The organism is Hyunsoonleella rubra (assembly GCF_042684665.1).
GTDB classification, from domain to species: domain Bacteria; phylum Bacteroidota; class Bacteroidia; order Flavobacteriales; family Flavobacteriaceae; genus Jejuia; species Jejuia rubra.
Genome location: NZ_JBHULY010000002.1, coordinates 14839 through 39886, shown reverse-complemented (window position 1 = coordinate 39886; position 25048 = coordinate 14839). Strand labels below are relative to the sequence as shown.

General features: G+C 38.9%; 26 protein-coding genes. 22 read left to right on the top strand and 4 right to left on the bottom strand.

Features of this window, described 5'->3' with window-relative positions; translation table 11 throughout:
- Positions 1–4: 4 nt before the first annotated feature.
- From ACFSR8_RS00325 to ACFSR8_RS00315, 3 genes are read left to right on the top strand one after another with little or no spacing between them, the layout of a single operon-like run.
- Positions 5–682, top strand: coding sequence for a DUF4294 domain-containing protein (locus ACFSR8_RS00325; RefSeq protein ID WP_380287877.1), 678 nt, complete (start codon positions 5–7; stop codon positions 680–682).
- 3 nt (positions 683–685) lie between these two features.
- On the top strand, positions 686–1312 hold the full coding sequence (gene trhA / locus ACFSR8_RS00320; RefSeq protein WP_380287875.1) for a PAQR family membrane homeostasis protein TrhA: 627 nt from the start codon (positions 686–688) through the stop codon (positions 1310–1312).
- Entirely contained in the window at positions 1309–1803 is a 495-nt protein-coding gene (locus ACFSR8_RS00315) for a GNAT family N-acetyltransferase (RefSeq protein ID WP_380287873.1), read from the top strand. The genes trhA and ACFSR8_RS00315 overlap by 4 nt, the downstream gene beginning before the upstream one ends.
- Before the next feature lie 110 nt (positions 1804–1913).
- Here ACFSR8_RS00315 and ACFSR8_RS00310 read toward each other — a convergent pair whose 3' ends face one another.
- Positions 1914–2300: a group III truncated hemoglobin gene (locus ACFSR8_RS00310; RefSeq protein ID WP_380287871.1), complete on the bottom strand. Its 387-nt coding sequence runs from the start codon at positions 2298–2300 to the stop codon at positions 1914–1916.
- A 91-nt stretch (positions 2301–2391) separates the two neighbouring features.
- Here ACFSR8_RS00310 and ACFSR8_RS00305 point away from each other — a divergent pair, with 91 nt between their 5' ends.
- The 15 genes from ACFSR8_RS00305 (at position 2392) to ACFSR8_RS00235 (ending at position 17409) form a co-directional block, all read left to right on the top strand.
- Positions 2392–3174 (top strand): Rossmann-like and DUF2520 domain-containing protein, encoded by a 783-nt coding sequence (locus tag ACFSR8_RS00305; RefSeq protein ID WP_380287869.1) that lies wholly within the window; start codon positions 2392–2394, stop codon positions 3172–3174.
- Between the two features lie 6 nt (positions 3175–3180).
- Positions 3181–3711 carry a KdsC family phosphatase gene (locus ACFSR8_RS00300; protein ID WP_380287867.1) on the top strand — a complete coding sequence of 177 codons (531 nt, stop codon included), beginning with the start codon at positions 3181–3183 and terminating at the stop codon, positions 3709–3711.
- A 178-nt stretch (positions 3712–3889) separates the two neighbouring features.
- Positions 3890–4807, top strand: a complete 918-nt coding sequence (locus ACFSR8_RS00295; protein WP_380287865.1) for a geranylgeranylglycerol-phosphate geranylgeranyltransferase — start codon at positions 3890–3892, stop codon at positions 4805–4807.
- A 133-nt stretch (positions 4808–4940) separates the two neighbouring features.
- Positions 4941–5507, top strand: coding sequence for an SRPBCC family protein (locus tag ACFSR8_RS00290; protein ID WP_380287863.1), 567 nt, complete (start codon positions 4941–4943; stop codon positions 5505–5507).
- Positions 5508–5528: 21 nt separating this feature from the next.
- Complete coding sequence (locus ACFSR8_RS00285) at positions 5529–6122, top strand: Maf-like protein (RefSeq protein WP_380287861.1); 594 nt, start codon at positions 5529–5531, stop codon at positions 6120–6122.
- Positions 6123–6151: 29 nt separating this feature from the next.
- A complete protein-coding gene (locus tag ACFSR8_RS00280) occupies positions 6152–7084 on the top strand; it encodes a septum formation inhibitor Maf (RefSeq protein WP_380287859.1) in 933 nt (310 codons plus the stop codon).
- A gap of 39 nt (positions 7085–7123) precedes the next feature.
- Positions 7124–7678 carry a mechanosensitive ion channel domain-containing protein gene (locus tag ACFSR8_RS00275; protein WP_380287857.1) on the top strand — a complete coding sequence of 185 codons (555 nt, stop codon included), beginning with the start codon at positions 7124–7126 and terminating at the stop codon, positions 7676–7678.
- Between the two features lie 19 nt (positions 7679–7697).
- A complete protein-coding gene (gene corA, locus ACFSR8_RS00270) occupies positions 7698–8777 on the top strand; it encodes a magnesium/cobalt transporter CorA (protein WP_380287855.1) in 1080 nt (359 codons plus the stop codon).
- 575 nt (positions 8778–9352) lie between these two features.
- Complete coding sequence (locus ACFSR8_RS00265; RefSeq protein WP_380287853.1) at positions 9353–10399, top strand: DUF262 domain-containing protein; 1047 nt, start codon at positions 9353–9355, stop codon at positions 10397–10399.
- Positions 10374–11048, top strand: coding sequence for an MAE_28990/MAE_18760 family HEPN-like nuclease (locus ACFSR8_RS00260; protein ID WP_380287851.1), 675 nt, complete (start codon positions 10374–10376; stop codon positions 11046–11048). The genes ACFSR8_RS00265 and ACFSR8_RS00260 overlap by 26 nt, the downstream gene beginning before the upstream one ends.
- 29 nt (positions 11049–11077) lie before the next feature.
- On the top strand, positions 11078–11254 hold the full coding sequence (locus ACFSR8_RS00255) for a CopG family transcriptional regulator (protein ID WP_380287849.1): 177 nt from the start codon (positions 11078–11080) through the stop codon (positions 11252–11254).
- Positions 11255–11424: 170 nt separating this feature from the next.
- Complete coding sequence (locus ACFSR8_RS00250; RefSeq protein WP_380287847.1) at positions 11425–11907, top strand: hypothetical protein; 483 nt, start codon at positions 11425–11427, stop codon at positions 11905–11907.
- Between the two features lie 180 nt (positions 11908–12087).
- Positions 12088–14613, top strand: a complete 2526-nt coding sequence (locus tag ACFSR8_RS00245; RefSeq protein WP_380287845.1) for a PIG-L family deacetylase — start codon at positions 12088–12090, stop codon at positions 14611–14613.
- Positions 14614–14726: 113 nt separating this feature from the next.
- The gene (locus ACFSR8_RS00240; protein WP_380287843.1) at positions 14727–16439 is read left to right on the top strand and encodes a sodium:solute symporter; all 1713 of its coding nucleotides are present in this window, start codon (positions 14727–14729) and stop codon (positions 16437–16439) included.
- On the top strand, positions 16417–17409 hold the full coding sequence (locus tag ACFSR8_RS00235) for a Gfo/Idh/MocA family protein (protein ID WP_380287841.1): 993 nt from the start codon (positions 16417–16419) through the stop codon (positions 17407–17409). The genes ACFSR8_RS00240 and ACFSR8_RS00235 overlap by 23 nt, the downstream gene beginning before the upstream one ends.
- Before the next feature lie 83 nt (positions 17410–17492).
- On the opposite strand, the gene ACFSR8_RS00230 is transcribed toward ACFSR8_RS00235, so the two are convergent.
- From ACFSR8_RS00230 to ACFSR8_RS00220, 3 genes are all read right to left on the bottom strand, one after another.
- Positions 17493–18035, bottom strand: a complete 543-nt coding sequence (locus ACFSR8_RS00230) for a hypothetical protein (RefSeq protein ID WP_380287839.1) — start codon at positions 18033–18035, stop codon at positions 17493–17495.
- 166 nt (positions 18036–18201) lie between these two features.
- Positions 18202–20139, bottom strand: a complete 1938-nt coding sequence (locus ACFSR8_RS00225) for a helix-turn-helix domain-containing protein (protein WP_380287837.1) — start codon at positions 20137–20139, stop codon at positions 18202–18204.
- A 196-nt stretch (positions 20140–20335) separates the two neighbouring features.
- Positions 20336–21184: a DUF2911 domain-containing protein gene (locus tag ACFSR8_RS00220; RefSeq protein ID WP_380287835.1), complete on the bottom strand. Its 849-nt coding sequence runs from the start codon at positions 21182–21184 to the stop codon at positions 20336–20338.
- Positions 21185–21498: 314 nt separating this feature from the next.
- Between ACFSR8_RS00220 and ACFSR8_RS00215 the strand changes: the two genes are divergently transcribed.
- From ACFSR8_RS00215 to ACFSR8_RS00200, 4 genes are all read left to right on the top strand, one after another.
- A complete protein-coding gene (locus ACFSR8_RS00215; protein ID WP_380287833.1) occupies positions 21499–22158 on the top strand; it encodes an MIP/aquaporin family protein in 660 nt (219 codons plus the stop codon).
- A 294-nt stretch (positions 22159–22452) separates the two neighbouring features.
- Positions 22453–22824 (top strand): endonuclease domain-containing protein, encoded by a 372-nt coding sequence (locus ACFSR8_RS00210; RefSeq protein ID WP_380287831.1) that lies wholly within the window; start codon positions 22453–22455, stop codon positions 22822–22824.
- A 248-nt stretch (positions 22825–23072) separates the two neighbouring features.
- Positions 23073–23729: a TetR family transcriptional regulator C-terminal domain-containing protein gene (locus ACFSR8_RS00205; protein ID WP_380287829.1), complete on the top strand. Its 657-nt coding sequence runs from the start codon at positions 23073–23075 to the stop codon at positions 23727–23729.
- 6 nt (positions 23730–23735) lie between these two features.
- The gene (locus ACFSR8_RS00200; protein WP_380287827.1) at positions 23736–25046 is read left to right on the top strand and encodes an ABC1 kinase family protein; all 1311 of its coding nucleotides are present in this window, start codon (positions 23736–23738) and stop codon (positions 25044–25046) included.
- The last annotated feature ends 2 nt before the right edge of the window (positions 25047–25048 follow it).

Here is a 25048-nt window from a genome sequence, read left to right as displayed (position 1 = left end):
TGCAATGCGCTACTTTAAATACATATTTATCATTTTGCCCTTTTTTGCCATTTCGCAGGTGAATGATGTTGAAAGGGATTCCACCGACATAAAATACCTGATTATTGAAGGCGATTCGGTGCCACGCAAGTCGATTGACTTAGACGAGGTGATGTTGCTCCATAGGTTGAAATTTGACAGTAAAAAAGACAGAATCCGATACCTCATCCTCAGGAAAAAAACTATTAAGGTGTACCCGTATGCGAAACTGGCCGCCGAACGGCTGGACTCGCTAACAAAACGATTGGAAACCATCACCAAAAAAAGGCACCAAAAGAAATACACAAAGCAGGTACAGAAATATATTGAAGAAGAGTTTTCAGCTGAACTGAAAAAATTCACCCGTACGGAAGGGCAAATCTTAGTCAAGCTGATACACCGCCAAACCGGAAGAACGGCTTTTGATTTGGTAAAAGAACTACGTAGCGGTTGGCGCGCGTTTTGGTACAATACCACGGCTACGATGTTCGATATTTCCCTAAAACGGGAATACGACCCGTGGAACGAAAAAGAGGATTACCTCATCGAAGACATCCTGCAACGGAATTTCCAAAGTGGGCGTTTGGAGCGACAAAAGTCAGCCTTGGACATTGATTTTTACGACCTGACCGATAAATGGCTGTACAGTAAAACAGAGGAGTAACCCATGCGCATCCAAACGCCATTTGAAGAAAAACTCAATAGCCTAAGCCATGGTTTTGGAGCTTTGTTTGGTATTGCCGCTTTGGTATTGCTTGTCATTTACGAAACACAAAAAACACCATGGAGTCTTGCTAGCGTTATCATTTACGGGCTTTCAATCATCATTTTATTTACCGCCTCCACCTTTTATCATGCTGCCAAAACGGAACGACGTAAACACTATTTTAGAATCCTAGACCATATTAGTATTTATATTTTAATTGCTGGCACCTATACTCCTGTCTCGCTCATTTCTTTGGAAGCAAGTATCGGATGGACATTATTCTGGGCGGTTTGGGGTATTGCTTTTTTTGGCGTGATTTTAAAGGTATTCTTTACGGGGAGGTTTGAATTCTTTTCTGTGCTCCTCTACCTTGTGATGGGCTGGTTGGTTGTTTTTGATTTTTCCGAATTGATGAACATTATTGGAAGTGGTGGCATACTTTTCCTTTTTGCCGGCGGTTTGGCCTACACGCTCGGTATCGTTTTTTATGCTATTGAAAAGATTCCGTACAACCATGTGATTTGGCACCTTTTTGTGTTGGCGGGCGCTATTTGTCATTTCTTCATGATATTTTTCTATGTGATATGATTGAGATTGTAAAAGCTGACGATGAAAGGCAATTCAAATCGATTGAAAGTCTAGCAGATGAAATCTGGCGGCAACACTATACCCCAATTATTGGAATCGACCAAGTAAAATATATGCTCAAAAGGTTTCAATCCATCGAAGCAATTCAGCAACAAATACAAGATGGATTCCTTTATTTCATATTGAAATTCAAAAGTGAAGAAGCCGGTTACATTTCCATAAAGAAAGATAAAGAAGCTCTTTTCTTGAGCAAGATTTATGTGCTAAAATCCCTGAGAGGCCATGGCATCGGCAAAAAAGCGATGGATTTCATTGAAAGGAAAGCCCAAGAAACACACTGCACTTCAATCCAGTTGACCGTTAATAAAAACAATGTGAATTCCATTAAAGTTTATGAAAACATGGGATTTGTCAAAGAGGCGGATATCATCATTGATATTGGCAATGGTTTTGTGATGGATGATTATCGGATGAGGAAGGGCATAAAATAAAAATACCCCCTTGTCATTCTGAAGGAAGCACAACTGAAGAATCTATTAATCACTTTTGTAATAAAAAGATTCTTCGACTCCGAATATATTCGGAATGCTCTGAATGACAATTACCCTCTCGCCTCAAAAATCTTCAAATGGATAAATGTTGCCATTTTTCTGGCGCGACGTTTGGCATTTTCGGCATAATCCCCTTCAAAAAGTTCGTTAATGGTTTCAAACCATAAATTGAGCCAAATGCCAAAGTGCATTTCGGTAATACTATGCCCAAAAGCCTTATCAACCTTAACATGCGCTTCCAATGGATCGCCCGTGTATCTTGTTTTTAAAAATAAACTGGATTCCCAAAAGGTGGTGAGTAATTGCAAGTGTTCATCCCAATCCTTTATAGTCTCGTTGAAAAATGGCCCTAAAATCGCATCTTCCCTCACTTTGGAATAAAACGTTTTCACTAACAAAAACACATCGGCCCTAGTTTTTATATCCTGTTTCACCATAGTTCAAAATTAGAATTTTAAAGTGATACTCGCTCATTAAAAAATCATAAATCTTAAATCTTAAATCGTAATTCTTCGTTATTTTAGCAGAATGATTTCAGTAACACTTCTTGGCGCCGGCAATGTTGGCACACACTTATTCAAAGCTATACATAAATCCAAACAAGTATCTTTAAAACAATGGTATAACAGAAGCATCGAAAGCATTTCATCTTATAAAAACAAGGTTTCCATTACGGACGATATTAGCACTTTAGAAGAAGCAGATGTTTATATCCTAACGGTTAGTGATGATGCGATTGCCGATATTTCATCACAATTGCCTTTTGAAAATAGATTGGTGGTGCACACCGCCGGAAGTGTCAACATTCACAATTTGGACAAGAAGCATAAGCGCGGTGTGTTTTACCCAATGCAATCCCTTAGCAAATCAGCTGAAATTGATTTTAAAGATGTCCCGATTTGTATTGAAACGATTGACAAAGCCGATTATCATTTGTTGAAATCATTGGCACTGTCACTCGGTTGCCCAGTAAAAAAAGTGAATAGTGACCAACGCCATGTGTTGCATTTGGCGGCCGTATTCGTTAACAATTTTACCAATCAAATGTACAGGATTGCACACGAAATCACGGAATCTGAAGCTACGGAATTCGACTTGCTCAAACCATTGATAATGGAAACTGCACGGAAGGTTCAGGATATGTCACCATACATGGCCCAAACTGGCCCCGCCATGCGTGGCAACCTCAAAACCATTAAAAAGCACTTGGCACTATTAAAAAAAGAACAACACAAAGACATATATAATTTAATCACCCAATCCATTCAAGATACCCATGCTTCGACACCGCTCAGCAACCGAAAAAGTTAATTAAAAATGAAAGAAAAAAGTTATAAAGAATACCTAAACCATATCACAACATTTATTTTTGATGTGGACGGCGTTTTAACAGACGGTACCGTACATGTCACCTCTACTGGGGAAATGTTGCGCAACATGAACATCAAAGATGGCTACGCCCTAAAAACCGCAGTCGATCAAGGATTTAACGTGTGTATCATTTCAGGCGGTAGCAATGAAGGCGTTAGAAAACGTTTGTCGGGTCTTGGCATTACTGACATTTATTTGGGAGCTAACAACAAAATAGAGCAGCTGGACGACTATTTTGGAAAAAAAGGCATCTCATCGGAAAACGTACTTTATATGGGCGATGACATTCCTGACTATCCCGTAATGAAAGGGATTGGCCTGCCCTGTTGCCCACAGGATGCTGTGCCGGAAATTAAGGGCATATCAAAATACGTGTCCCATAAAAAAGGAGGTAAAGGCGCCGTTCGGGACGTGATTGAACAGGTATTAAAAGTACAGGGTAAATGGAACGGTAATTTTGATGCAAAATATGACTGAACCCAGTCGGCAGTGTTCAGTAGGCAGTCGCAGTCGCAGTCGCAGTCGCAGTCGCAGTCGCAGTCGCAGTCGCAGTCGCCTAATGTTTTAAGAATACGGCTGATTAGCGGAAAGCACCAATAACTTTTCAACAAAATAACTTAAAAGATTTCGAATACATAACTTTGAACTTTAAACTTTGAACTTTTTCAACCTCATCCGCTGGAAAAACCTGTTAATGATTGCGGTTGCGCAACTTCTCATTAAATACGCACTACTGGAACCTTTTGGGGCCAATACAGCTTTGGATGGATTTGAAATCATTTTATTGATTCTTGCAACACTTTGTATCGCGGGAGCGGGCAATGTTATTAATGACATTTATGATATAGAAACAGATACTGTCAATAAACCGAGTAAAGTAATCGTTGGGAAATCCATTTCAGAAGCCACAGCATATAATTTATTTATCGCCTTTAACGTAATCGGTGTTGGCTTAGGGTTTTATCTGTCCCATCGAATTGGTAAAAGTGCCTATTTTTCAATTTTCGTGGTGATTTCAGCCTTACTCTATGTTTATGCCAGTTACTTAAAACGTATAATGATTATTGGCAACATCATCATTTCTGTTTTGGTGGCATTGAGCATTTTGATTGTTGGGCTTTTCGAACTCACTCCAAATATTTCAGCTTTAAACAGAGACCTTCAACTCACCTATTTCAAAATAGTTTTAGACTACGGAATATTCGCTTTTGGCATCAATCTACTTCGTGAAATCGCCAAAGACATTGAGGATATTGATGGGGATTACAAAGCAGGCATGCACACCTTGCCCATCGCCATCGGAAGGGAACGAAGCAGAACTATCTTGATAATTTTAAATTTTATCGCATGCTTTGGAATCATCATTTATATCGTTTCGGAACTCTACAAATATCCTGTGATGACGGGGTACTTCCTGTTCTGTATTGTCGGCCCATTAATTTATACAGGCATTAAACTATTCAACATTAAGACCAAAAATGAAATCAAATTGGTGAGCAACATGTATAAATTGATTATGTTTTTTGGGATACTCTCATTACTTTTATACAAATATGTCGTTTTGAGGGGATAATTTCGATTACCCCAAATACCAACATTACAGAACGTTTTGGAGCTCGTTCCTATCAAAATTGGAATGCTTAGTAATATTTGGAAACTTAAATTCATTCACTTTAAAATCAAACTAACATATAAACTTTAGAATTATGAAATATGTAAAGTACATCTTAGGAATTTTAGCTGTTTTGGTTATTGGATTTTTTCTTTTGGGATTAATCAAATCTGAAATAAGTTATGACTGTGAAATTCAGGCAAACAAGCCATTGGCAGAATCTTGGGCAGTAGCACAAGACGAAGAGAAAATGCCAGAGTGGCTGGAAGGATTTCAAAAAGTAGAACACGTCAGCGGTACTCCAGGAACGGTTGGAGCGGTTTCAAATGTATATTTTATTGCCGATGGAACCGAAATGGTGATTAAAGAAACCATAACAGAAATTGTCCCCAACGAATCCATATCGATGTTGTTTGAATCCGATTTTATGACCATGGACTACCAACTGAACATGGAATCTGTGGACGGAAAGACAAAAATCAGCTCAACTACAATGACTGAAGGCAATGGGATGTTTTCAAAATCACTGATGGCGCTGATGGGAAGTTCTATCAAAGCGCAAGAGGAAACCAACCTATCAAAACTTAAGGCCACTATCGAGAGCAATACCAAAAACTATTTTCCCGTAAAAGAAGTTCCGGTGGAAAGCAATGTCGACTAAATCAGTTCGAGAAAACTAAAAATGCTAAACAAAACACTCAAAAAGCACAACATCATTTTGGCCTCCAAATCCCCAAGAAGACAGGCCTTCTTCAAGGATTTAGGGTTAAATTTTGAAATTCGGTTAAAGCCCGTAAAAGAAGAGTACCCGCCTCGATTGACGCATTTTGAAATCAGCAATTATCTGGCGCAATTAAAGGCGCTACCGTTTAAAGATGAATTACAACCAAAAGACATTCTAATCACCAGCGACACTATCGTATGGCACAACGATACGGCATTAGGAAAACCGGCCGATGAAGCGGACGCCATTTCAATTTTAAAATCATTAAGCAATGCCACCCACGAAGTGATTACCTCGGTGTGCTTCACAACAACAAACTATGAAAAAACCATACACGACATCACAAAAGTAACCTTTAAAGCCTTATCCGATGCCGAAATTCATTATTATGTCAACACCTTTAAACCCTTCGATAAAGCAGGTGCTTATGGCATTCAGGATTGGATCGGGCAAATTGGTGTTACTAAAATTGAGGGCTCTTATTTTAACGTGATGGGGCTTCCCGTACATCTTGTTTATAAAACGTTAAATGACATTGTTGAACTTGGTTAAGTTTGTAACTTTATAAAAAAGAGCGCATCATGAAAAAAATTGCCAAATCGAACTTATCGCTTTTAATCATCCTTAGCGTATTTATACTATGTTCCTGTAAAACTGAAAACCAACAAAAGGAGTTATTAGCAGTTAACAGTTCAAGCGAAACACATAAACCAAAAACACCCCTAACCCAAGAATTTAAGGACTATTGGTATGCTGGCGAAGCAGAAATTACCTCATTCCAATTGGAACAGGCGCGTTATGGTGAAATCCGCGAAGGCAATGCCGTTTTAATTTATGTGACCGAAGATTTTCTACCGGAAGTTCAGGTGAAGGCAGACAATCAAAACCCCAAAAATGTTCCCGTTTTAAAATTGAATGCCACCAAAAATTTCAATACCGGCGTTTACCCCTATTCTATCATGCAAAGCACCTTTTTCCCATTAGGAAACCATCAGCATGCGATTAAGATTTCAAGCTCTATGCAGGAATGGTGCGGGCATGTGTATGCCCAACTGAACAACAGGGAGCAATTCGAAATCATGTCCCACTCCTATTTTGAAGGCGAAGCGGATCAACATTTTAAATTGGATAAAACCATCTTGGAAAACGAACTTTGGACCCAACTGCGCATCAATCCGCAATCGCTTCCAACAGGTGATATTCAAGTGATTCCGTCATTTGAGTTTACAAGATTAAGACATGCCCAAATTAAAGCCTATCCCGCGACGGCAACACTAAACAAAGGCAGTTACAAACTTTCGTATCCAGAATTGAACCGAACACTAACCATTAATTTCAACCCTGTGTTTCCATACGATATCATAAGCTGGGAAGAAACGTTCAAAAGCGGCTTTGGCCCCAATGCCAAAACCCTCACCACAAAGGCCACAAAACTTAAAACCATCAAATCCGCCTATTGGCAAAAGAACCACAATAAAGATGAAGTTTTGAGGGATACACTACAACTAAAATAATTTTGCCCGTATCTTTGTAGTGTAATTAACCATACCGCTATGATTGCAAACTTCCTTAAAACCTACGAAAGCGAATTGATCGCAACTGGATTCGTAATTCTGATTCTATTAATTGTCGGACTGATAACTAATCTTTTAGTCAGAAAAGTGGGGCGAAAAAGTGGCATCAATAAAGCTAGAATCAGGTTGATAACGCGTTATGTAACCGTTAGTCTTTTTCTTATTGCTCTGCTAATTGAATCCTTTGTTTTTGGTGCCAAACTTGGCGATATCGCCGTAATATTTTCATCCGTATTTGCCATTTTGGGCATTGCCCTTTTTGCTATATGGTCCATACTAAGCAACGTAACTTCGGGGATAATCATGTTTTTCAACTTCCCCTATAAAGTGGGCGATAAAATTGAAATCCACGACAAGGATTTTCCCATAACCGCCATTATCGAAGATATTCGCGCCTTTCAACTACATTTAAGATTGGAAAACGGGGATTTGGTCACCTACCCCAACAACCTAATGCTTCAAAAAGCGGTGACGCTTCTGGAAAAAGATGCCATTGAAAGCAACGGCCACGACGATGGTTCAGAGATCGTTTAAATATTGCTATCTTTAAGCTATGCTTTCAAAAGTACCTCGAAAACGCATCCACAGATCAAAGAAAAAGCTAGGCCAAGCCCCCGGTAGCGTCGTGTACACGGGCGAACGTTCCAAGGAAAAACTCCTCATTGAAACCTTTGATTACACCAAGGCTAATTGCACCGAAAAACACCTGAATTCCGTTCAGGAAAGTTTCGGCTACAAAAGCACCGATTCCATCACTTGGATCAACCTCAACGGGCTCAATTATGTAAAGGATATTGAAGCCCTGGGGCAACATTACGAACTCCATCCGCTAGTGCTCGAAGACATCGTAAACATAGCCCAGCGTCCAAAAATTGATGAGTACGACAACTACCTATTCGTCGTGCTAAAAATGGTGTATTACGACAAGAATAAAACCATCGTTTCCGAGCAAGTCAGTTTTGTACTTGGCGAAAACTACGTCCTCTCCTTTCAGGAAGCCGAGGGCGATGTGTTTGATACCGTCAGGGACCGCATCCGCAATGCCAAGGGGCGCGTGCGCAACATGCAGTCCGACTATCTACTCTACACACTGATCGATGCCATAGTAGACCAATATTTTGGCGTCATCGAAATTTTGGGCGACAAGATCGAGGACTTTGAAACCGAAATATTCTCCGGCCACATCGAAGAAGACGCCAGCCGAAACATCCAAGCCCTAAAACGCGAAATCCTAAGAGTGCGCCGCGCCATATTCCCCCTGCGCGAAGTACTCAACCGCATCGAAAAAAACGAAACCGAACTCATCCAAAGAAAAACCCTCACGTATTACCGCGACATTTCCGACCACCTCATACAAGTCTCCGAAAACATCGACATCTACCGCGAAATGATTTGGAGTTTAATGGACATGTACATGACCACCATCAGCAACAAAATGAACGAAGTCATGAAAGTCCTCACCATCATGGCCTCCATCTTTATCCCCCTCACCTTTATCGCGGGCATCTACGGCATGAATTTCGAGTACATCCCCGAACTAAAGCACCGCAACGGCTACTTCGTCGTTTGGGGTGTCATGATTCTGATTTTCCTCGGAATGATGTACTATTTCAAGCGGAAAAAGTGGTTGTAGCCACGGGTAAAATGCCGACGTCACTTCGAGTGATTTTGATTTTTTTTAATCAAAATCGTATCGAGAAGTTTCATTAGGGCGTTCCCCTCGATGCAACTTTTGAAAGGTGCATAAAACCACCGTCCTCGGGTCGGGCTTTCACTACTCAATCTTTTTTAAGCATCATTGCGAGGGAGGCACGACCGTGGCAATCTGTTTAATTTATTTTCTTCACAAACTTAAGTCCTCACAACCTTAAAAAAGGATTTCAAACAATTAGCCTGCGGTGAGCGCAGTCGAACCGTTCAATCCCTAACGAAGATGCGTCATGATTTTGATAATCCCGAAAAAAGAAAAACAATTCCCCAAAATCCCATCAAAATTTTAAATTTCAACACAAAACAAACCAAAACCATTTTGGATGATTTACCGAAAAGGACTACATTGCAGAGATAAACGCTATAAAAGCAACTTTTCCGAATAAAATAACAGTTATACAAGTTTTAGACACTATTTGAAAGACTCAAAAAAATAAAAAGATGTTAGACAACGAAATTAGCTAAAAGAAAAATGAAATTAGTACAGATGGTTATCCAATGTCTATTGGTGAATTATCTTCATTATATAAAGAAGGAGAATTGGATATCCATCCCGAATTTCAAAGATTCTTCAGATGGAATATATTACAAAAAACTAAACTAATTGAAAGTATTTTATTAGGAATTCCAATTCCATCTGTTTTTGTTTCCCAGAGAGAGGATGGTGTTTGGGATGTTGTTGACGGACTTCAAAGACTTTCCACAATTTTTGAATTTATGGGAATTTTAAGAGATGAAAATAATGAACTAATTGCACCAAGTACTTTAGTAAAAACAGAATATCTTCCATCTCTAGAAGGGAAACATTGGGAAAATGCAGATGACAACATATCATTCACCCAAGCACAAAGACTAACTTTTAAAAGAGAAAAATTAGATATCAAAATTGTAAAAAAAGAAAGCGATGAAAATGTAAAATATGAACTTTTTCAAAGGTTAAACACCTTAGGTTCTAAATTATCAGACCAAGAAGTGAGAAACTGTTTGTTAGTGATGATAAATAAACCTTTTTATGAATGGCTAAGAGGTCTAGCTAATTATCCAAGTTTTTTAGAATCATTATCACTTCCTGAAAGACTTTTAGAAGAACAATATAACATGGAGTTGTCTTTAAGGTTTATCATACTTCGCAGTATTGATGTAACAGAAATAAAAACCACTCAAGATTTAGGAGCGTTTATTAGTGAGAAAATGATAGAATACGCTAACTCTGACACTTTTAACAAAACTACTGAAGAAGATATTTTTAAAAGAACTTTTGACTACTTGAATGGCACATGTGGTGATTTAACTTTTAAAAGATATAATGAGGCTAAAACTCGATTTGAAGGGAAGTTTTTGCTTTCAGCCTTTGAATCGATAGCTATTGGAGTAAGCAAGAATATTAATGTTGTAGAACAAAAATCACAAGAAGAATTTATTGCAAAGCTTATTGAACACTGGTCTAATCCTGATTTCAAAGCTAAAACTGGAAGTGGAATAAATGTAACTAGTCGTGTACCTGTAATAGTGCCAATTGGTGAAGAAACTTTTAGCTTTTCGTAATAAAATGAAAATCAGGACAACAGAAGAATTGTATAATAAACTGTCTGAAGATTTATCTTGGAGAAAAAAAGAACTTACTCTTTTTAAATCAAGAATAGATACAGCTGACGAAAAAAGGTTGAATTCAGAAATTCGAGCAGGAATAGTTATGCTTTATTCTCACTGGGAAGGATTTATTAAAAATGCAACTAGTTATTATTTAATTTATGTAAAACAGCTAAAATTAAACTATTCAGATTTAGCGCCTTGCTTATTAACATTGTCTCTAAAGTCTAAATTATTGGAATTTAACAACAACTACAACCATGAAGAAAATCTAAAATTTGTAGATTTTTTTCAAAATAATTTAAACCAAAGAGCATTTTGGAATTTGGAAAAAGCAGTTGATACAAAATCCAATCTTAATTCAGAAGTATTACAAAATATTCTTTCTGTCGTTGGAATTTCATTTCATGATTTTGAACTAAAGTCAAATCTAATAGATGAAAAGCTTGTTAAAAATCGTAACACCATAGCTCATGGAAATTATTTAAGTTTTACAAAAAATGATTACAAAAATTTGCACGCAGAAATTGTAGGAATGGTAAACAATATCTTTAACCAGATTACAAATCTAGCAGTATTAAAAAAATATAAAAACAGTGCCTAACAATTAATTACTTAAATCCCAAGTATATAATGAACGATTCATCAAATAAAAGAACATATAATCATGGTTTCATTAAGCAAGCCAGAAAGCAACAAGTTCAAATTGATTGGTTACGTACTAAATTTGAAACGGCTGAAAAAAGCGAATTTACCAATGACAGTAAAGAAGAAATATCAGCTCAATCAAAGGCTCTTTTAGATGGTTAAGTCCCCCGCTACCGCTCGTTTGTAACGAGTGGTGTCCCAAAATATAGCCCCAAACAAAACACATCCTGTCAATCTGACACCATAAAACCGCCCTCAAAACTACAACTCCAATTGGCACATTTTTTGAAAATCCAGTACTGTTTTAAAGTATGATTCAAAAATAAACCACGATGAAAACAGTGCAACTCATGGCCTTGTTTTGTCTGTTATTTTTTAATTGTTCAGGACAAGACAAAACACAAAGGGCCGAAGACAACACCATCAAACCTGATGAAAACATTAGTTTAAATAAGGAATACGACGAGTTTGGCAACCTAAAACGCTACGATTCCATTTATTCCTACAGCTATTCCTCCAATGGGAAATTAAGCGACAGCCTAAAACTCCAATTCGAAAAACATTTTAACAGCCATTCTTTTTTCGGGGATGCCTTTTTTGATGATTTTTTTGGAAAGGATTCTACCTCGGGCGGTGGGTTCTACCCAGATAATTTTTTCCAACGCGGGTTTATGGACCACAACAAACAAATCAAGCAGATGATGAAGCGCATGGACTCCATCCAGCAACTCTTTTTTGATGACCGCCAGCGCATGATTATCCCGCCGGAGCCTGAGGACAAGAAAGATAAATTGAAAAATATGAGGCAGATTTAGCCTTTTGTCATTTCGACAGAGCGAGGGACGAGCGCCGAGAAATCTCATTGCATACTTTTGATGATAAGATTCCTCCTTTGGTCGGAATGACATAGAGAACGCATACCGTTAAATAAAATTTAAAACCAGCACACCCGCTGGTTTCTTTGGTTATATTTGGCGCATCACTAACCGCGAGTTATGCAAAAACAACTACTTTACCTATGGATGGCTTTCTTTTGGCTTTCCTTTGTTCAAGCGCAAAAACCCACAACCCCTTCATCGGCAGAAATATATGAATCCATTCAAAAGTTAAACTTTTTGGGTTCGGTATTGTATGTGGCCGCTCACCCCGATGATGAAAACACGCGATTGATTTCATACATGAGCAACCACATTAAAGCGCGAACAGCATATCTGTCCTTAACCCGTGGAGATGGTGGACAAAACCTTATTGGCCCAGAACTTCGTGAACTTTTAGGGGTCATCCGAACCCAGGAATTATTGGCGGCCCGCCGTGTGGATGGTGGCGAACAGTTGTTCACCCGTGCCAACGATTTTGGCTATTCCAAACACCCCAATGAAACTCTGGAAATTTGGGACAAAGACCAAGTGTTGAGCGATGTGGTGTTAGCCATCCGACAGTTTAAACCGGACATTATCATCAATAGATTTGACCATCGTCGTGCAGGACAAACACACGGCCATCACACCGCCTCCGCAATGTTGAGTATGGAAGCCTTTGATTTAGCAAATGACAAAAATAGCTTTCCCGAACAGTTACAACAAACCAGTACTTGGCAACCTTCACGTTTGTTTTACAACACCAGTTGGTGGCGCTACGGCAGTAAGGAAGCTTTTGACAAAATTGATAAAAGCAACATGATTTCCGTAGATATTGGCACCTATTATCCCTTAAAAGGGATGTCCAACAACGAAATTGCTTCCTTGGCCAGTAGCCAACATTTATGCCAAGGGTTTGGACGTCTGCTCTCACACGGGTCTCAAGACGAGTTTATCGAATTTTTAAAGGGTAGCCCTCTAAATGGTGCGACTGATGTTTTTGCTGGCATCGATACCTCCTGGAACCGTATTGAAGGTGGTAAAACCATTGGGGATATTCTCAATGGGATTGAGGAAAATTTCAACTTTAAAAATCCGTCAGTACATATTCCGGACTTGATAAAAGCCTATAAATTGCTTCAAAATGTTGAAAACCAACATTGGAAAACCCAAAAAACAAAGGAACTCAAAACGATTATAGAAATGTGCGCAGGCCTTTATATAGTAGCATCCGCAGAGACCAATTGGGCAACACCCGGAGAGTCGGTAAACTTGAATATAGAGGTATTGAATCGAAGTGATGCGCCTATCACTTTGGTAAGTTATGAGAATGCAAGTGGTTTGCATATTTCCAAGCAAATCGAATTAAAAAACAATATTAGATTCACCTTTAAAGAAGCGCTTAATGTAAAAGCTGATGCTCAATCCACCACCCCATATTGGCTGGAAAACAAAGGCACATTGGGCATGTATCAGGTGGATGACAAAATGCTTATCGGCAAGCCGGAAACCCCACGTACTTATACCATAGATTTTAATTTGTTAATTGACAACACCCCCATAAAAATTACCAAACCCGTTATCCAGCGGTATTCCAAACCTGATAAAGGTGAACTCTATCGTCCGTTTGAAATCATTCCGGAAGCTTCTGCTAAAATTAAAGAAAAGGTCATCATATTTAACGATTCGCAACAGCAGGATATTACTGTGGTTGTAAAAGCCGGGCGTGACAATTTGGAAGGCAACGTAGAGGTATGCCACCCTAACGATTGGCAAATTTATCCGAAAAAACAAAAGGTGGAAATTGCCCATAAGGGCGAAGAACAAACTTTGGTATTTACTGTCATTCCTCCCAACAATCAAAGCGAAGGCCTAATTGGCCCTATAGTACATATTGGAGACAAGAATTACACCAAGGAATTGATAGAAATCAACTATGAGCATATTCCGTTTCAAACGGTACTATTGCCAAGTGAAAGCAAAGTGGTCCGTTTGGGTATTCAAAAACGGGGTGAAAATATCGCTTATATCCAAGGTGCTGGTGATGTAGTTCCAGAAAGTTTAGAGCAAATAGGATATAATGTTCGTGTTCTGACACTGGACGAAATCAATCCTGAGACATTGAGCAATTTTGATGCCGTTGTGGTGGGCATTAGAGCTTTCAATACCTTGGACAATATTGAATTCAAACAACAGCAATTATTCGATTTTGTGGCCAATGGTGGTAATATGATTGTGCAGTACAGCACATCATACCGCCTAAAAACTGACAAGATTGCACCTTATGATATTACCCTATCCCACGACCGTGTGACTGATGAGAATGCCGAAGTCCGGTTCTTAGAGCCAGGCCATGACCTATTGAATTTTCCCAATAAAATCACGCAAAAAGATTTTGAAGGCTGGACACAGGAACGCGGGTTATATTTTGCCAACAGTTGGGGCAAGGAGTTCACGCCTATACTATCCATGAACGATAAAGGTGAGTCTGCCAAGGAAGGAAGCTTGCTGGTAGCCAAGCACGGCAAAGGCTACTATATATACACCGGTTTAAGCTTTTTTAGGGAATTTCCTGCCGGTGTTTCAGGCGCTTATCGCCTGTTCGCCAATATGCTATCACTTGGAAAAGATGACATTCGCGAATCCTTAAAACTTACCGATTAATCATGAAAGAAGAGGCTCCAAAACAGCAATGGAATAAACTGTACACCATCGTTTTGGTGGCAAACATCCTCTATTTTATCATCTTTTATATCATCACTAAAGCCTTTTAGAACATGCAAATGCTGAATTGGGTTGACTGGTTGGTACTCGCAATTACGCTTATTGCTATTGTGGCCTACGGTACCTGGCAAACACGCGGGAGCAAAAATGTAAAGGATTATCTCCGAGGTGGCAATACCTCCAAGTGGTGGACGATAGGGCTATCTGTTATGGCCACTCAGGCAAGTGCCATAACCTTTTTGTCTACACCCGGGCAGGCCTTTAATGACGGCATGGGCTTCGTACAATTTTACTTTGGACTGCCTATTGCGATGATTGTGATTTGTATGGTCTTTATTCCTTTGTACCATCGCCTAAAGGTTTATACGGCTTACGAATTCTTAGAAAACCGTTTTGATTTAAAAACCCGAACTCTTGCCGCCATCTTGTTTTTAATCCAGCGTGGATTGGCGGCGGGAATTACCATTTTCGCACCTGCTATTATTTTATCAGTGGTACTGGGATGGAATTTGCTCACCCTCAATATCGCTATTGGCCTATTGGTCATCATCTATACCGTTTCTGGAGGCACCAGGGCAGTGAATGTGACCCAAAAACATCAAATGATCGTCATTTTTATAGGTATGCTAGTGGCTTTCTTTTTGATAGTGGATCAATTACCAAAGGATATCACCTTTACAAAAGCCTTGGAAATAGCAGGCGCCAGTGGCAAAATGGAAGTGCTGGACTTCTCCTTCAATTTGAACAACCGTTACACCTTTTGGAGCGGGATTATTGGAGGTACGTTTTTGATGTTATCTTATTTTGGTACGGACCAAAGTCAGGTACAGCGTTACCTATCGGGAAAATCAGTAAAGGAAATGCAGTTGGGTCTGATTTTCAACGGACTTTTAAAAGTGCCTATGCAATTCTTTATTCTATTGGTGGGTGTGATGGTATTTGTGTTCTATCAATTTAATGAAGCCCCTATAAATTTCAATCCAACGGCAACGGAGGTGGTTTTAAACTCTGAATACGCTGAAGATTTTAAGGAGCTACAAGAAGAACAACATCAAATATTTAGGGACAAACAGATCATCATTGATGCCTATGTAAATGGTACGCATCGAAATGCAGGGCAATACATTGCTGCCGCGAATGCTTCAAACGAAGATGTCCGGCAAGAAGCACGGGATTTAATCGACAAGGCCGGAGAAGCGCTGGATATCAAAGTAGAAAGCAACGATAAAGATTATGTGTTTATCCATTTTATTTTGAATAATCTACCTCGTGGACTGATTGGGCTATTGTTGGCTGTGATTTTGAGTGCTGCCATGTCCAGTACGGCGAGTGAGTTGAATGCCCTCGGCTCCACCACCGCAATGGATTTATACAAAAGAAATACCAGCCCAAAAACAGAATCGGAAATGGTTAGTGCTTCCAGATGGTTTACATTTTTATGGGGCATTATTGCTATTGGTGTGGCCTGCGTGGCCAATCTTGCTGAGAATTTAATTCAACTGGTTAACATCATTGGCTCCATTTTTTATGGCAATGTGTTGGGGATTTTCTTGTTGGCGTTCTTTTTCAAATTTGTTAAGGGCAATGCCGTATTTATTGGAGCCTTAATCACCCAAGTTATCGTTATTGCGCTTTATTTTCTAAATGAATACGAATTCATCAACCTTCCGTTTTTATGGCTCAACTTTGTTGGCTGTATTATTGTTATTTTTATAGCCTGTTTACTTCAAGGATTAACTAAAAATGACCAAAAAGCAACCACTTAAAACCATCAACTGGGGCATCATCGGGCTTGGAAATATCGCCCATAAATTTGCAACAGATTTATTAACTGTTGAGGGTGCAAACCTATATGCCGTCGCTTCAAGAACACAACAAAAGGCGAACGAATTTGCTTCAAAATATAATGCTGAAAAAACTTATGACAGCTACGAAGCTTTAGCCAAGGATAAAAACATTGATGCAGTTTATATCGCAACACCACATGCCCTTCATAAAGAAAACACATTGCTTTGTCTCGACAAAGGTATCGCCGTATTATGCGAAAAGCCCTTTGCGATGAATTCGGAAGAAGTAGCCGAAATGATTGCGAAATCCAAAGCAAAAAACACGCTTTTGATGGAAGCGCTGTGGACCTATTTTTTACCGCACTATCAATATGTGCTAAACGCTTTAAATGAAAAAAAATATGGTAAAGTACTAAAGCTGGAAGCCGATTTTGGCTTTTACAGGGCATTTGACGATGCTTCAAGATTATTCAATAAAGCCTTAGGCGGTGGGAGTTTATTGGATATCGGCATCTACCCTATTTTTGCGGCGCTCTCTACTTTAGGAACACCTAAATCCATGGAAGCCAGTGCCACTTTTTTTGAAAACGGCGCGGATTCCTCATGCACCATGCAATTTGAATATGAAAATGGGGCAAAGGCCAATCTAAAAAGCACTCTTTTGGAAGACACACCAACGGAGGCCATCTTTTATTGCGAGAGTGGTGTTATCAAAATTAATGGTGGTTGGTTTTCTCCTTCGACTGTAACCTTAATTCCTAATGAGGGAACTGAGAAAACTATAGATTTTGGGTACAAAACTATCGGATATAGTTTCGAAATTGAACACTTCAATAATTTATTACGCCAAGGTAAAACCGAAAGTGACGTGATGACTTTTGCGTTTAGTGAGGAATTGATTTCAACTTTGGATACCGTCCGAAAGATTATTAATCTTGATTATTCATAAAACGAAAAGACCTCACAGGTTTTCACTTCGACTGCGCTCAGCACGAGAAAAACCTGTGAGGTCTAGCATAAATGTCGTTAAATTTAATTGATGAAATTCCCATCAGCATCAATCTTGATTTTCTTTTTGGTTTTCCCACTTTTAATTTTTACGTGATAGGTTTTCTGAGTGCGATCAGCGTTATAATCGACATCATAATCCACCTTCAGCAATGCCCAATCGTTATGCTCTGAGAAGATTTTTTCTCGAAGGGCCTCGGGCAATTTTACGTCCTCATAGCGTTCTTTGGTGCTGATAATTTTTCCATGCTTATCATAGGAAACCTCAATATAGGCCTTATCAGTTTTAAAAGCTGTTTTAAAAGGCTTTGCTTTCCCGCTATAGCCCTTGGCTTCGGATACATTATATTTAGAAATATTCTTGACTATGGAGCGTACATGGATGGCCATTTCGGAATCATAAACCGCATCCAGGTACTTTTGATTTAATACTTTAGGGGTTGGTTTTACGGTTTCAAGATCAGAAATTTTTTCAGAGTTATAGGCCATTAATTGTGCATTGTTATCTTGAGAAGAAACTGAAAAGGTCAAAAGGGACACGGCTAGAATTAATGTTAATGTTTTCATGATTTTGTGAGTTTAAGTGAATGAAAAATGATTTACACAAAGATGAAACATTAGCAATAGCAAGGGATAATAGCTATGTATCAAAAAATTCAAAGTTTTATTTAAAGGCTGATGCACATAATTTAAAGTGTTTAAATTATGTTGCAAATGAGGGATTTTTGTGTCGTTAATCCTTGAACGGACGTTCGTGGGTGTAGTCGCCCAAATTCATTCTGTTCAGGATGCTTAGAAATTTAGGATGTTCCTGCATTCCTTTAAAAAAGTGATCGTACTTTATCCTGTACAGTTCGGCATTCCTTCTTTCAAAGGCGATTTCCAACCATTCCAAGGCTTTGTCGTGCTCACCAAGAAAAGCGAATTTTTGAGCAATCCAATAGGCACTATGGTACACATGGTCTTCTCCTTCATGGTTGATATCCAAATCGTTTAGCCATTTAAAAACACCTTTAAGGCCTTCAGCTTTATACGCCTTCAACATGGGTTCCACGTTGACCATTCCCGCCTCGTCGGTGCGCCAACCTCTTGCTAATTCTCGAACCGCCAATTCATCCTTGCCCTGTTTCGCATAAGTTAAAAAGGTAACCCATGATGCCCATAAATCCTTTTCGTTTATCTCAAGGGCATTTCTAGCTTCAGCTAAAGACAAATCATATTCCTCAAGGTACAAATAGCAATCGGCCTTTAATATGGATGAGAAACGAAATAGCGGATTTAACTGTATGGACTTTTCGAGATAGTCCAAGCCTTTTTCAAAATCTCCATTGACGAAGATAAAGTAACGGGCAATCAACCAATAATTAACGGCATTATCCGGCTCTTTTTCTAGGGCTATCCGAAACTCCTTTGCTGCGTTATCCCAATTCCATTCATATTCCAAACTAATATTGGCCAAAACCCTATGCGGGTATGATAAATCATCATCAAGGGCAATAGCCTTTAAGGCGTATTCCTTTGCCTTTAGGTAATCAGATTGCGTTGCCCTAGGCCAATATCTGAACATGGTTACCTCTGCCATCCCTGAATAGGGCAATGCAAATTCTGGATCTAGGGCCATACTTTCCTTAAAATACTTTTCGGAACGATTCAAATCATCATCATTAAAACGGTACAAAAAATGCCTGCCCTTTAAATACAAATTATAGGCTTCAAGGTTCCGTGTAGGTATCTTGCCGATCTTTTCTAATTCGGACGGCGACAGCACGATATCCAATTCCTTGGCGATATCTGTTGAAATCTCTTTCTCCAAACTAAAAATATCATTGAATTCGCGATCAAAATCTTTAGACCATAAATGGGTATCGTCCTTGGCATTCACTAAATGCACAATAACCCGAATGCGATCCTGATGTTTTTGAACACTACCGTTTATTAGGTAATCTACCTTGAGGGCATCACCTATTTCTTCTCCTGATAAATTATCATTGTAAAACCTATCGGAAGACTGCTTGGATTTTACCGATACTTTTTCAATTTTTGATAACTGATTGATAATATCCTCACGCACACCGTCGGCAAAATATTGGTTATCCTTATCATCACTCAGATTTTTAAATGGCAGTACCGCGATGGACTTATCCATTTTTTCAGCAATTTCCAAAGTGTCACTACCGTTTTCTTTTTGCCAGTTAAATATAAAATAGGCCAACGCAATCATTAGAATCACGCTTAAAACAGCAATAATAATATTTTTTCGATTCGAAGATTTAGATGTATTAGACTTTTGGTATTTTGTGCCTTTTAACTCACCTTGCGCCGACGAAGATGAACTACGATATTTAACCTCCCCCGGCGGATAACCAAAATATTCGCTAAAACGGGTGTTGAAATACGTGGGGCTACTAAAACCAACACGAAAAGCTATCTCGGATGCCGTAGCCTCGTTGTCCTGCAAAAGGACCATAGCCTTTTCCAAACGATATTCCCGAATAAACTGACTGGTTGATTTTCCAGTAAAAGCGTTCAATTTTCTATGTAATTTAGAACGGCTCACACCAAGTGCATCAGACAGTTCATTGACGCCAAACTGCTCATTCTCCAAGTTGGCTTCGATGACGTCTTCCACCTTTTTTAAAAATGCTTCTTCAACAGAGTTTTGGTCAGACATTTTAGGAATTAATTTTAGCTTAACGTCTTGTATGACCCTACTAATATACAGAATTAACCTTCACCATTTCAATAGAAATAAAAATTATAACTGACCCTTAAAATTATGAGTTACCATCACGAAACTATAAAAAAAGCGTAACCAAATTGGTTACGCTTTCTAAACATCTAATCTTCTAAAAGTCTGGAAATCTAAATTAAATCGCCCCCCACTCTTTTAGGGAATCGGTATTCATTTTAACATAGCCTTTGGCTCCCGCTTTTTCAGCATGCTCCAAAGAAGCTTTAGCAGCGGCAATGGCTCCCTTTTTATCACCAGCCTTCGCATGAATTAAAGATTGCTGTCTTAAAATCCAAAAACGGGGCTTGTCCTTGGTCATTTCTACGGCTTTGTCAATCCATTCCATCGCAGTTTTCATATCCTTGTTTTCCTGCAAATAGTAAACCGCGGCAGAATAATAATCGTTTACGCTAGGACCACTCATCACGTTGTTGATACTCTTCAAGACGGCATTATCCGTAGGTACGGTAAAAGGAACACCAACATAGGTCTTGTCCCAAATCAATTCCAATTGCCCCCCGTTATTTGAAATCTGACCAATATCCATAGCAAAGGTTTCTACACTGAATGGAACAGGGTAAGCCTTGACCGTCGTTTTGGCTGCCACTTTACTCTCGTCCCACTTTTGCGGCACGCCCCAGTTATTGGTGTCAGAGTAAAAATACACGTCCCAAGATTCCTCACCAGGCTTGGTAAAAATGGCATAAGACCCTGCTTTTAAGGTCTGCCCATCAACAGTCGCATCCGTGCTAAAAGTAACCATGGTATTTTTATTGGCTCCCGTTCTCCACATCTCACCATAAGGCACCAATCCACCAAAAATCTTTCGTCCCTTAACGCCCGGTCTGGAATATTCAATAGTAACATCCGTTAGGCCCACCTTCTGCACCAACTTCCCTAATGGACTTGGCTGAGGAGTTTGCAATTGCGCCTGCACCGCAAACGTTGTGGCACACGCCATAAATAATACTAGTAATTTTTTCATCGTTGTAAGCTTTAATAATTAGGTTTTTAATCCCCTAAAATTAACCAATCTAAAACCGCTTATTGTTAACAAAAGCTTAAAATAGGACGTTGTATATTTGCCCCATGTTAATTTGGGCGTTACCCTCCCGATAGCTATCGGGAGGGTCGGGCTTTCACTACTCAATCCCTCCTGCGTCGGGGATTTCAAACAGGCCGTTCAATCCCTAACGCGGGGATGTCCTGCCAACCAGTTGCAAAAGAGGAAATCTATGCTTCCCTACAGTAGTTGAGCCCGAAACTTGGAATTTTGAATTTGAAATTTGGAACTTAAACATGATGAAACAATACATATCAGAAAGCATCGGAACCTTCGCCATGATATTCTGTGGTTGCGGTGCCATGACCATCAACGAAATTAAAGGCGGTAGCATTTCCCATGTTGGTGTGGCCGTCACTTGGGGGCTGATCGTTATGGCCATGATTTATGCCTTTGGAGAAACTTCCGGGGCGCATTTTAATCCGGCGGTAACCATTGGGTTTGCCTTTGCAAAAAAATTCCCTTGGCCAAAAGTTCCAAAATATATTTTGGCTCAGCCTATTGGAGGGGTTTTAGCTATTTTTCTCCTTTGGTTTTTGTTTCCTGAAAGCCAGACCTTGGGCGAAACCGTTCCTGCCGAGGGCTTTCCAGCTTATAAAGCCGCTATTTTAGAATTTCTACTCACTTTCTTTTTGATGGTAGTCATTATAAACGTGTCCACGGGCAGCAAAGAAATAGGCACAATGGCCGCCATTGCTGTTGGCGGTGTAATTTTGTTGGAAGCTATGTTTGCAGGACCGATGATCAAAGCTTCTATGAACCCTGTACGTTCTATCGCCCCTGCCCTATTTACGGGAAATTTTCAAGACTTATGGCTATATATTTTAGCTCCCATTCTCGGAGCAATTGTGGCCGTTTCCAGCTGTAAACTGGTTAAGGACGAGCAGTGTTGTTAGGCTTTAATGGGCTTCTCCGATAAAAACACCCCTAAAGTCCCCTCAAGGGGACACCACTCCTGCGCTAAACCAATAATTCTCAAAAAGGCAGAAATAACTCTATAACAACTCCATTATGATACATATAAAGCATTGAAAATCAACTTAACAAATCGCATATTATTCTATAAACTCAAAGCAAACTTAACCGTCTGAGTAAGCAAATGTCCCCTTGAGGGGACCTTAGGGGTGTAAAATTCAAAGATTTAAAAACAATACATTTCCCTGTCAAACGGAATATTTTATCTTTCAATAATGAAAAATAGAATCATACCATACAATCCAAAACTAAAAGAGCTAGCCAGACAACTAAGAAAGAATAGCACACTTCCTGAAATTCTATTATGGCAGAAGATAAAACAAAGAGCTTTTGGGGTTCAATTTCATAGACAAGTTCCAATGTTAAATTACATAGTGGACTTTTATTGTCACGAAATAAAATTAGCCATAGAAATTGATGGACATAGTCATGATTTTAATGATACCAAAGGTTTAGAACGACAAAAAGAGATTGAAGCTTATGGCGTAACATTTTTGAGGTTTTCCAATGAAGAAGTAAAGAAGAAAATGTTTAGTGTTTTGCTGGTTATTGAAGAGACTTGTGACCAGCTAAATAAACAGCTATAATTGGACACCCCTAAAGTCCCCTCAAGGGGACACCACTCCAACCCCTCAAAACTTTTCCTAAATTATTTAATCCGGATTGCCGTGTTTTTGTATCATTTAAATTAGAGGTTCTTTCATTTTGAATTATCCCAAAATAAGGAAAGCACAGGGGTAAATAAACCACAACTCTCTTAAACAAAAATTAATTTTGTTTAACTTTTTTTAATACTTGTTAAACATTTTGTATCTTTACCATAATAAAATGAATTATGGCGAAGAAAAAATCAATTTCAAAAACAGATATCATCGGCTGGTACATGACTTATGTACTGGAGCACGATGAAAACCCAAAAACGGTATTTGCTTTTGCTAAACTGCACAATTTTGAGGAAGGTACATTCTATCAATATTTTGCCTCCTTTGAGGCTGTTGAAAAAGGAATTTTTGAGGCCTTCTTTACCAATTCAATCAATGCCTTGAACAAAAATGATGATTACAAAATTTTTGATGCAAGGAATAAATTATTGAGCTTTTACTACACATTCTTTGAAAATATTACAGCAAACAGAAGCTACGTAAAGCATGTTTTGGATAAGTACAAAAACGACCTTAAGGGCCTAAAAGTCCTATCTGGCCTAAAAACCCATTTTACCAAATATGTTAGTGGATTGGGTATTCAAATGTTGGATATCAAACAAGCTCAGATTGAGAAATTTCAGGACAATGCTCTTAAAGAATCAGCCTGGTTACAATTATTAATGACCATGAAATTTTGGTTGGATGACACCTCAGCCTCCTTTGAAAAGACAGATATTTTCATCGAAAAATCGGTCAATACCACTTTCGATGTGCTGGACATCGCTCCAATAAAAAGCGTCTTGGACTTGGGCAAATTTCTGTTCAAGGAAAAATTTCAACTGAATTAAAACGCGATGAAAACAATAGACAGCATACCAACTTCAAAAATTCAAAGGGCGACAAAACTGGTTTCCACTGGTGCAAAAGTTGGTGTCAATTATTTAAAATACTACGGGAATAAACTCGTCAATTCAGACGAGGAAGCCAAGGAGCGATTGAATAAAAACAACGCTTCTGACATTTATGATGGCTTAAAGCAACTAAAGGGAAGTGCTTTAAAAGTGGCTCAAATGCTGAGTATGGAAAAGAGTATTCTACCACAGGCTTATGTGGAACAATTTTCATTGGCCCAGTTCTCTGTACCGCCATTGTCCCCTCCGTTGGTCATCAAGACCTTTAAAAAATATTTTGGGAAACACCCGAATGAACTGTTTGATACTTTTAACGCAACTTCTGTAAACGCCGCCAGCATCGGTCAGGTGCATTTGGCAACTAAGAATGGGAAAAAACTTGCTGTGAAAATCCAATATCCGGGAGTTGCGGAGAGTATCGCTTCAGATTTAGCCATGGTAAAACCTGTGGCCATGAGCATGTTCAATATAAAAGGGAAAGATTCAGATAAATATTTTAAAGAAGTTGAACAGAAGCTTATTGAGGAAACTAATTATATTTTGGAAGTGGAGCAAAGCCAAGAAATTGCAAAGGCTTGCGGGCACATTTCTAATTTGAGATTTCCAAAATATTACAAAGCCCTATCCTCCGAACGCATCATCACGATGGATTACATGGAAGGTGAACATCTTTCGGAATTCGCTTCGCACAATACAGATCAGGTAAAAGCAAATAGATTAGGCCAAGCCCTTTGGGATTTCTACATGTACCAAATTCACCAGTTGAAAAAGGTACACGCAGACCCCCACCCTGGGAATTTCCTAATTTCTGAAAAAGGAGAATTAGTTGCACTAGACTTTGGGTGTATGAAATCTATCCCTCAAGAATTTTATACACCCTATTTTGAGCTTGCTAAAAAAGAAAATCTTCATAATCAGGAATTTTTCACGAAGCGTCTTTTTGAACTTGAAATCCTTAAAGAAGATGATTCAAAAGAGGAGCTTGCCTTTTTCACTGAGATGTTTCATGAAATGCTAAGTCTTTTTACCCAACCGTTTCAAAAGGATACTTTCGACTTTTCGGATGGCATATTTTTTGGGAAAATTGCTGAACTCGGCGAAAAGTATTCAAAAAATACAGACTTAAGAAAAATGAACGGAAATCGCGGTTCCAAACATTTTATTTATATCAACCGAACTTTTTTCGGTCTATATAATTTGATGTTCGATTTAAAGGCAAAAAACATCAAAATCAATAATTATTTAAGTCTATAATT

Coding starts and splice junctions, on each gene's coding strand:
- ACFSR8_RS00325 (WP_380287877.1), top strand. CDS start 5: ATGCGCTACTTTAAATACATATTTATCATTTTGCCCTTTTTTGCCATT.
- trhA (WP_380287875.1), top strand. CDS start 686: ATGCGCATCCAAACGCCATTTGAAGAAAAACTCAATAGCCTAAGCCAT.
- ACFSR8_RS00315 (WP_380287873.1), top strand. CDS start 1,309: ATGATTGAGATTGTAAAAGCTGACGATGAAAGGCAATTCAAATCGATT.
- ACFSR8_RS00310 (WP_380287871.1), bottom strand. CDS start 2,300: ATGGTGAAACAGGATATAAAAACTAGGGCCGATGTGTTTTTGTTAGTG.
- ACFSR8_RS00305 (WP_380287869.1), top strand. CDS start 2,392: ATGATTTCAGTAACACTTCTTGGCGCCGGCAATGTTGGCACACACTTA.
- ACFSR8_RS00300 (WP_380287867.1), top strand. CDS start 3,181: ATGAAAGAAAAAAGTTATAAAGAATACCTAAACCATATCACAACATTT.
- ACFSR8_RS00290 (WP_380287863.1), top strand. CDS start 4,941: ATGAAATATGTAAAGTACATCTTAGGAATTTTAGCTGTTTTGGTTATT.
- ACFSR8_RS00285 (WP_380287861.1), top strand. CDS start 5,529: ATGCTAAACAAAACACTCAAAAAGCACAACATCATTTTGGCCTCCAAA.
- ACFSR8_RS00280 (WP_380287859.1), top strand. CDS start 6,152: ATGAAAAAAATTGCCAAATCGAACTTATCGCTTTTAATCATCCTTAGC.
- ACFSR8_RS00275 (WP_380287857.1), top strand. CDS start 7,124: ATGATTGCAAACTTCCTTAAAACCTACGAAAGCGAATTGATCGCAACT.
- corA (WP_380287855.1), top strand. CDS start 7,698: ATGCTTTCAAAAGTACCTCGAAAACGCATCCACAGATCAAAGAAAAAG.
- ACFSR8_RS00265 (WP_380287853.1), top strand. CDS start 9,353: ATGTCTATTGGTGAATTATCTTCATTATATAAAGAAGGAGAATTGGAT.
- ACFSR8_RS00255 (WP_380287849.1), top strand. CDS start 11,078: ATGAACGATTCATCAAATAAAAGAACATATAATCATGGTTTCATTAAG.
- ACFSR8_RS00250 (WP_380287847.1), top strand. CDS start 11,425: ATGAAAACAGTGCAACTCATGGCCTTGTTTTGTCTGTTATTTTTTAAT.
- ACFSR8_RS00245 (WP_380287845.1), top strand. CDS start 12,088: ATGCAAAAACAACTACTTTACCTATGGATGGCTTTCTTTTGGCTTTCC.
- ACFSR8_RS00240 (WP_380287843.1), top strand. CDS start 14,727: ATGCAAATGCTGAATTGGGTTGACTGGTTGGTACTCGCAATTACGCTT.
- ACFSR8_RS00235 (WP_380287841.1), top strand. CDS start 16,417: ATGACCAAAAAGCAACCACTTAAAACCATCAACTGGGGCATCATCGGG.
- ACFSR8_RS00230 (WP_380287839.1), bottom strand. CDS start 18,035: ATGAAAACATTAACATTAATTCTAGCCGTGTCCCTTTTGACCTTTTCA.
- ACFSR8_RS00225 (WP_380287837.1), bottom strand. CDS start 20,139: ATGTCTGACCAAAACTCTGTTGAAGAAGCATTTTTAAAAAAGGTGGAA.
- ACFSR8_RS00220 (WP_380287835.1), bottom strand. CDS start 21,184: ATGAAAAAATTACTAGTATTATTTATGGCGTGTGCCACAACGTTTGCG.
- ACFSR8_RS00215 (WP_380287833.1), top strand. CDS start 21,499: ATGATGAAACAATACATATCAGAAAGCATCGGAACCTTCGCCATGATA.
- ACFSR8_RS00210 (WP_380287831.1), top strand. CDS start 22,453: ATGAAAAATAGAATCATACCATACAATCCAAAACTAAAAGAGCTAGCC.
- ACFSR8_RS00205 (WP_380287829.1), top strand. CDS start 23,073: ATGGCGAAGAAAAAATCAATTTCAAAAACAGATATCATCGGCTGGTAC.
- ACFSR8_RS00200 (WP_380287827.1), top strand. CDS start 23,736: ATGAAAACAATAGACAGCATACCAACTTCAAAAATTCAAAGGGCGACA.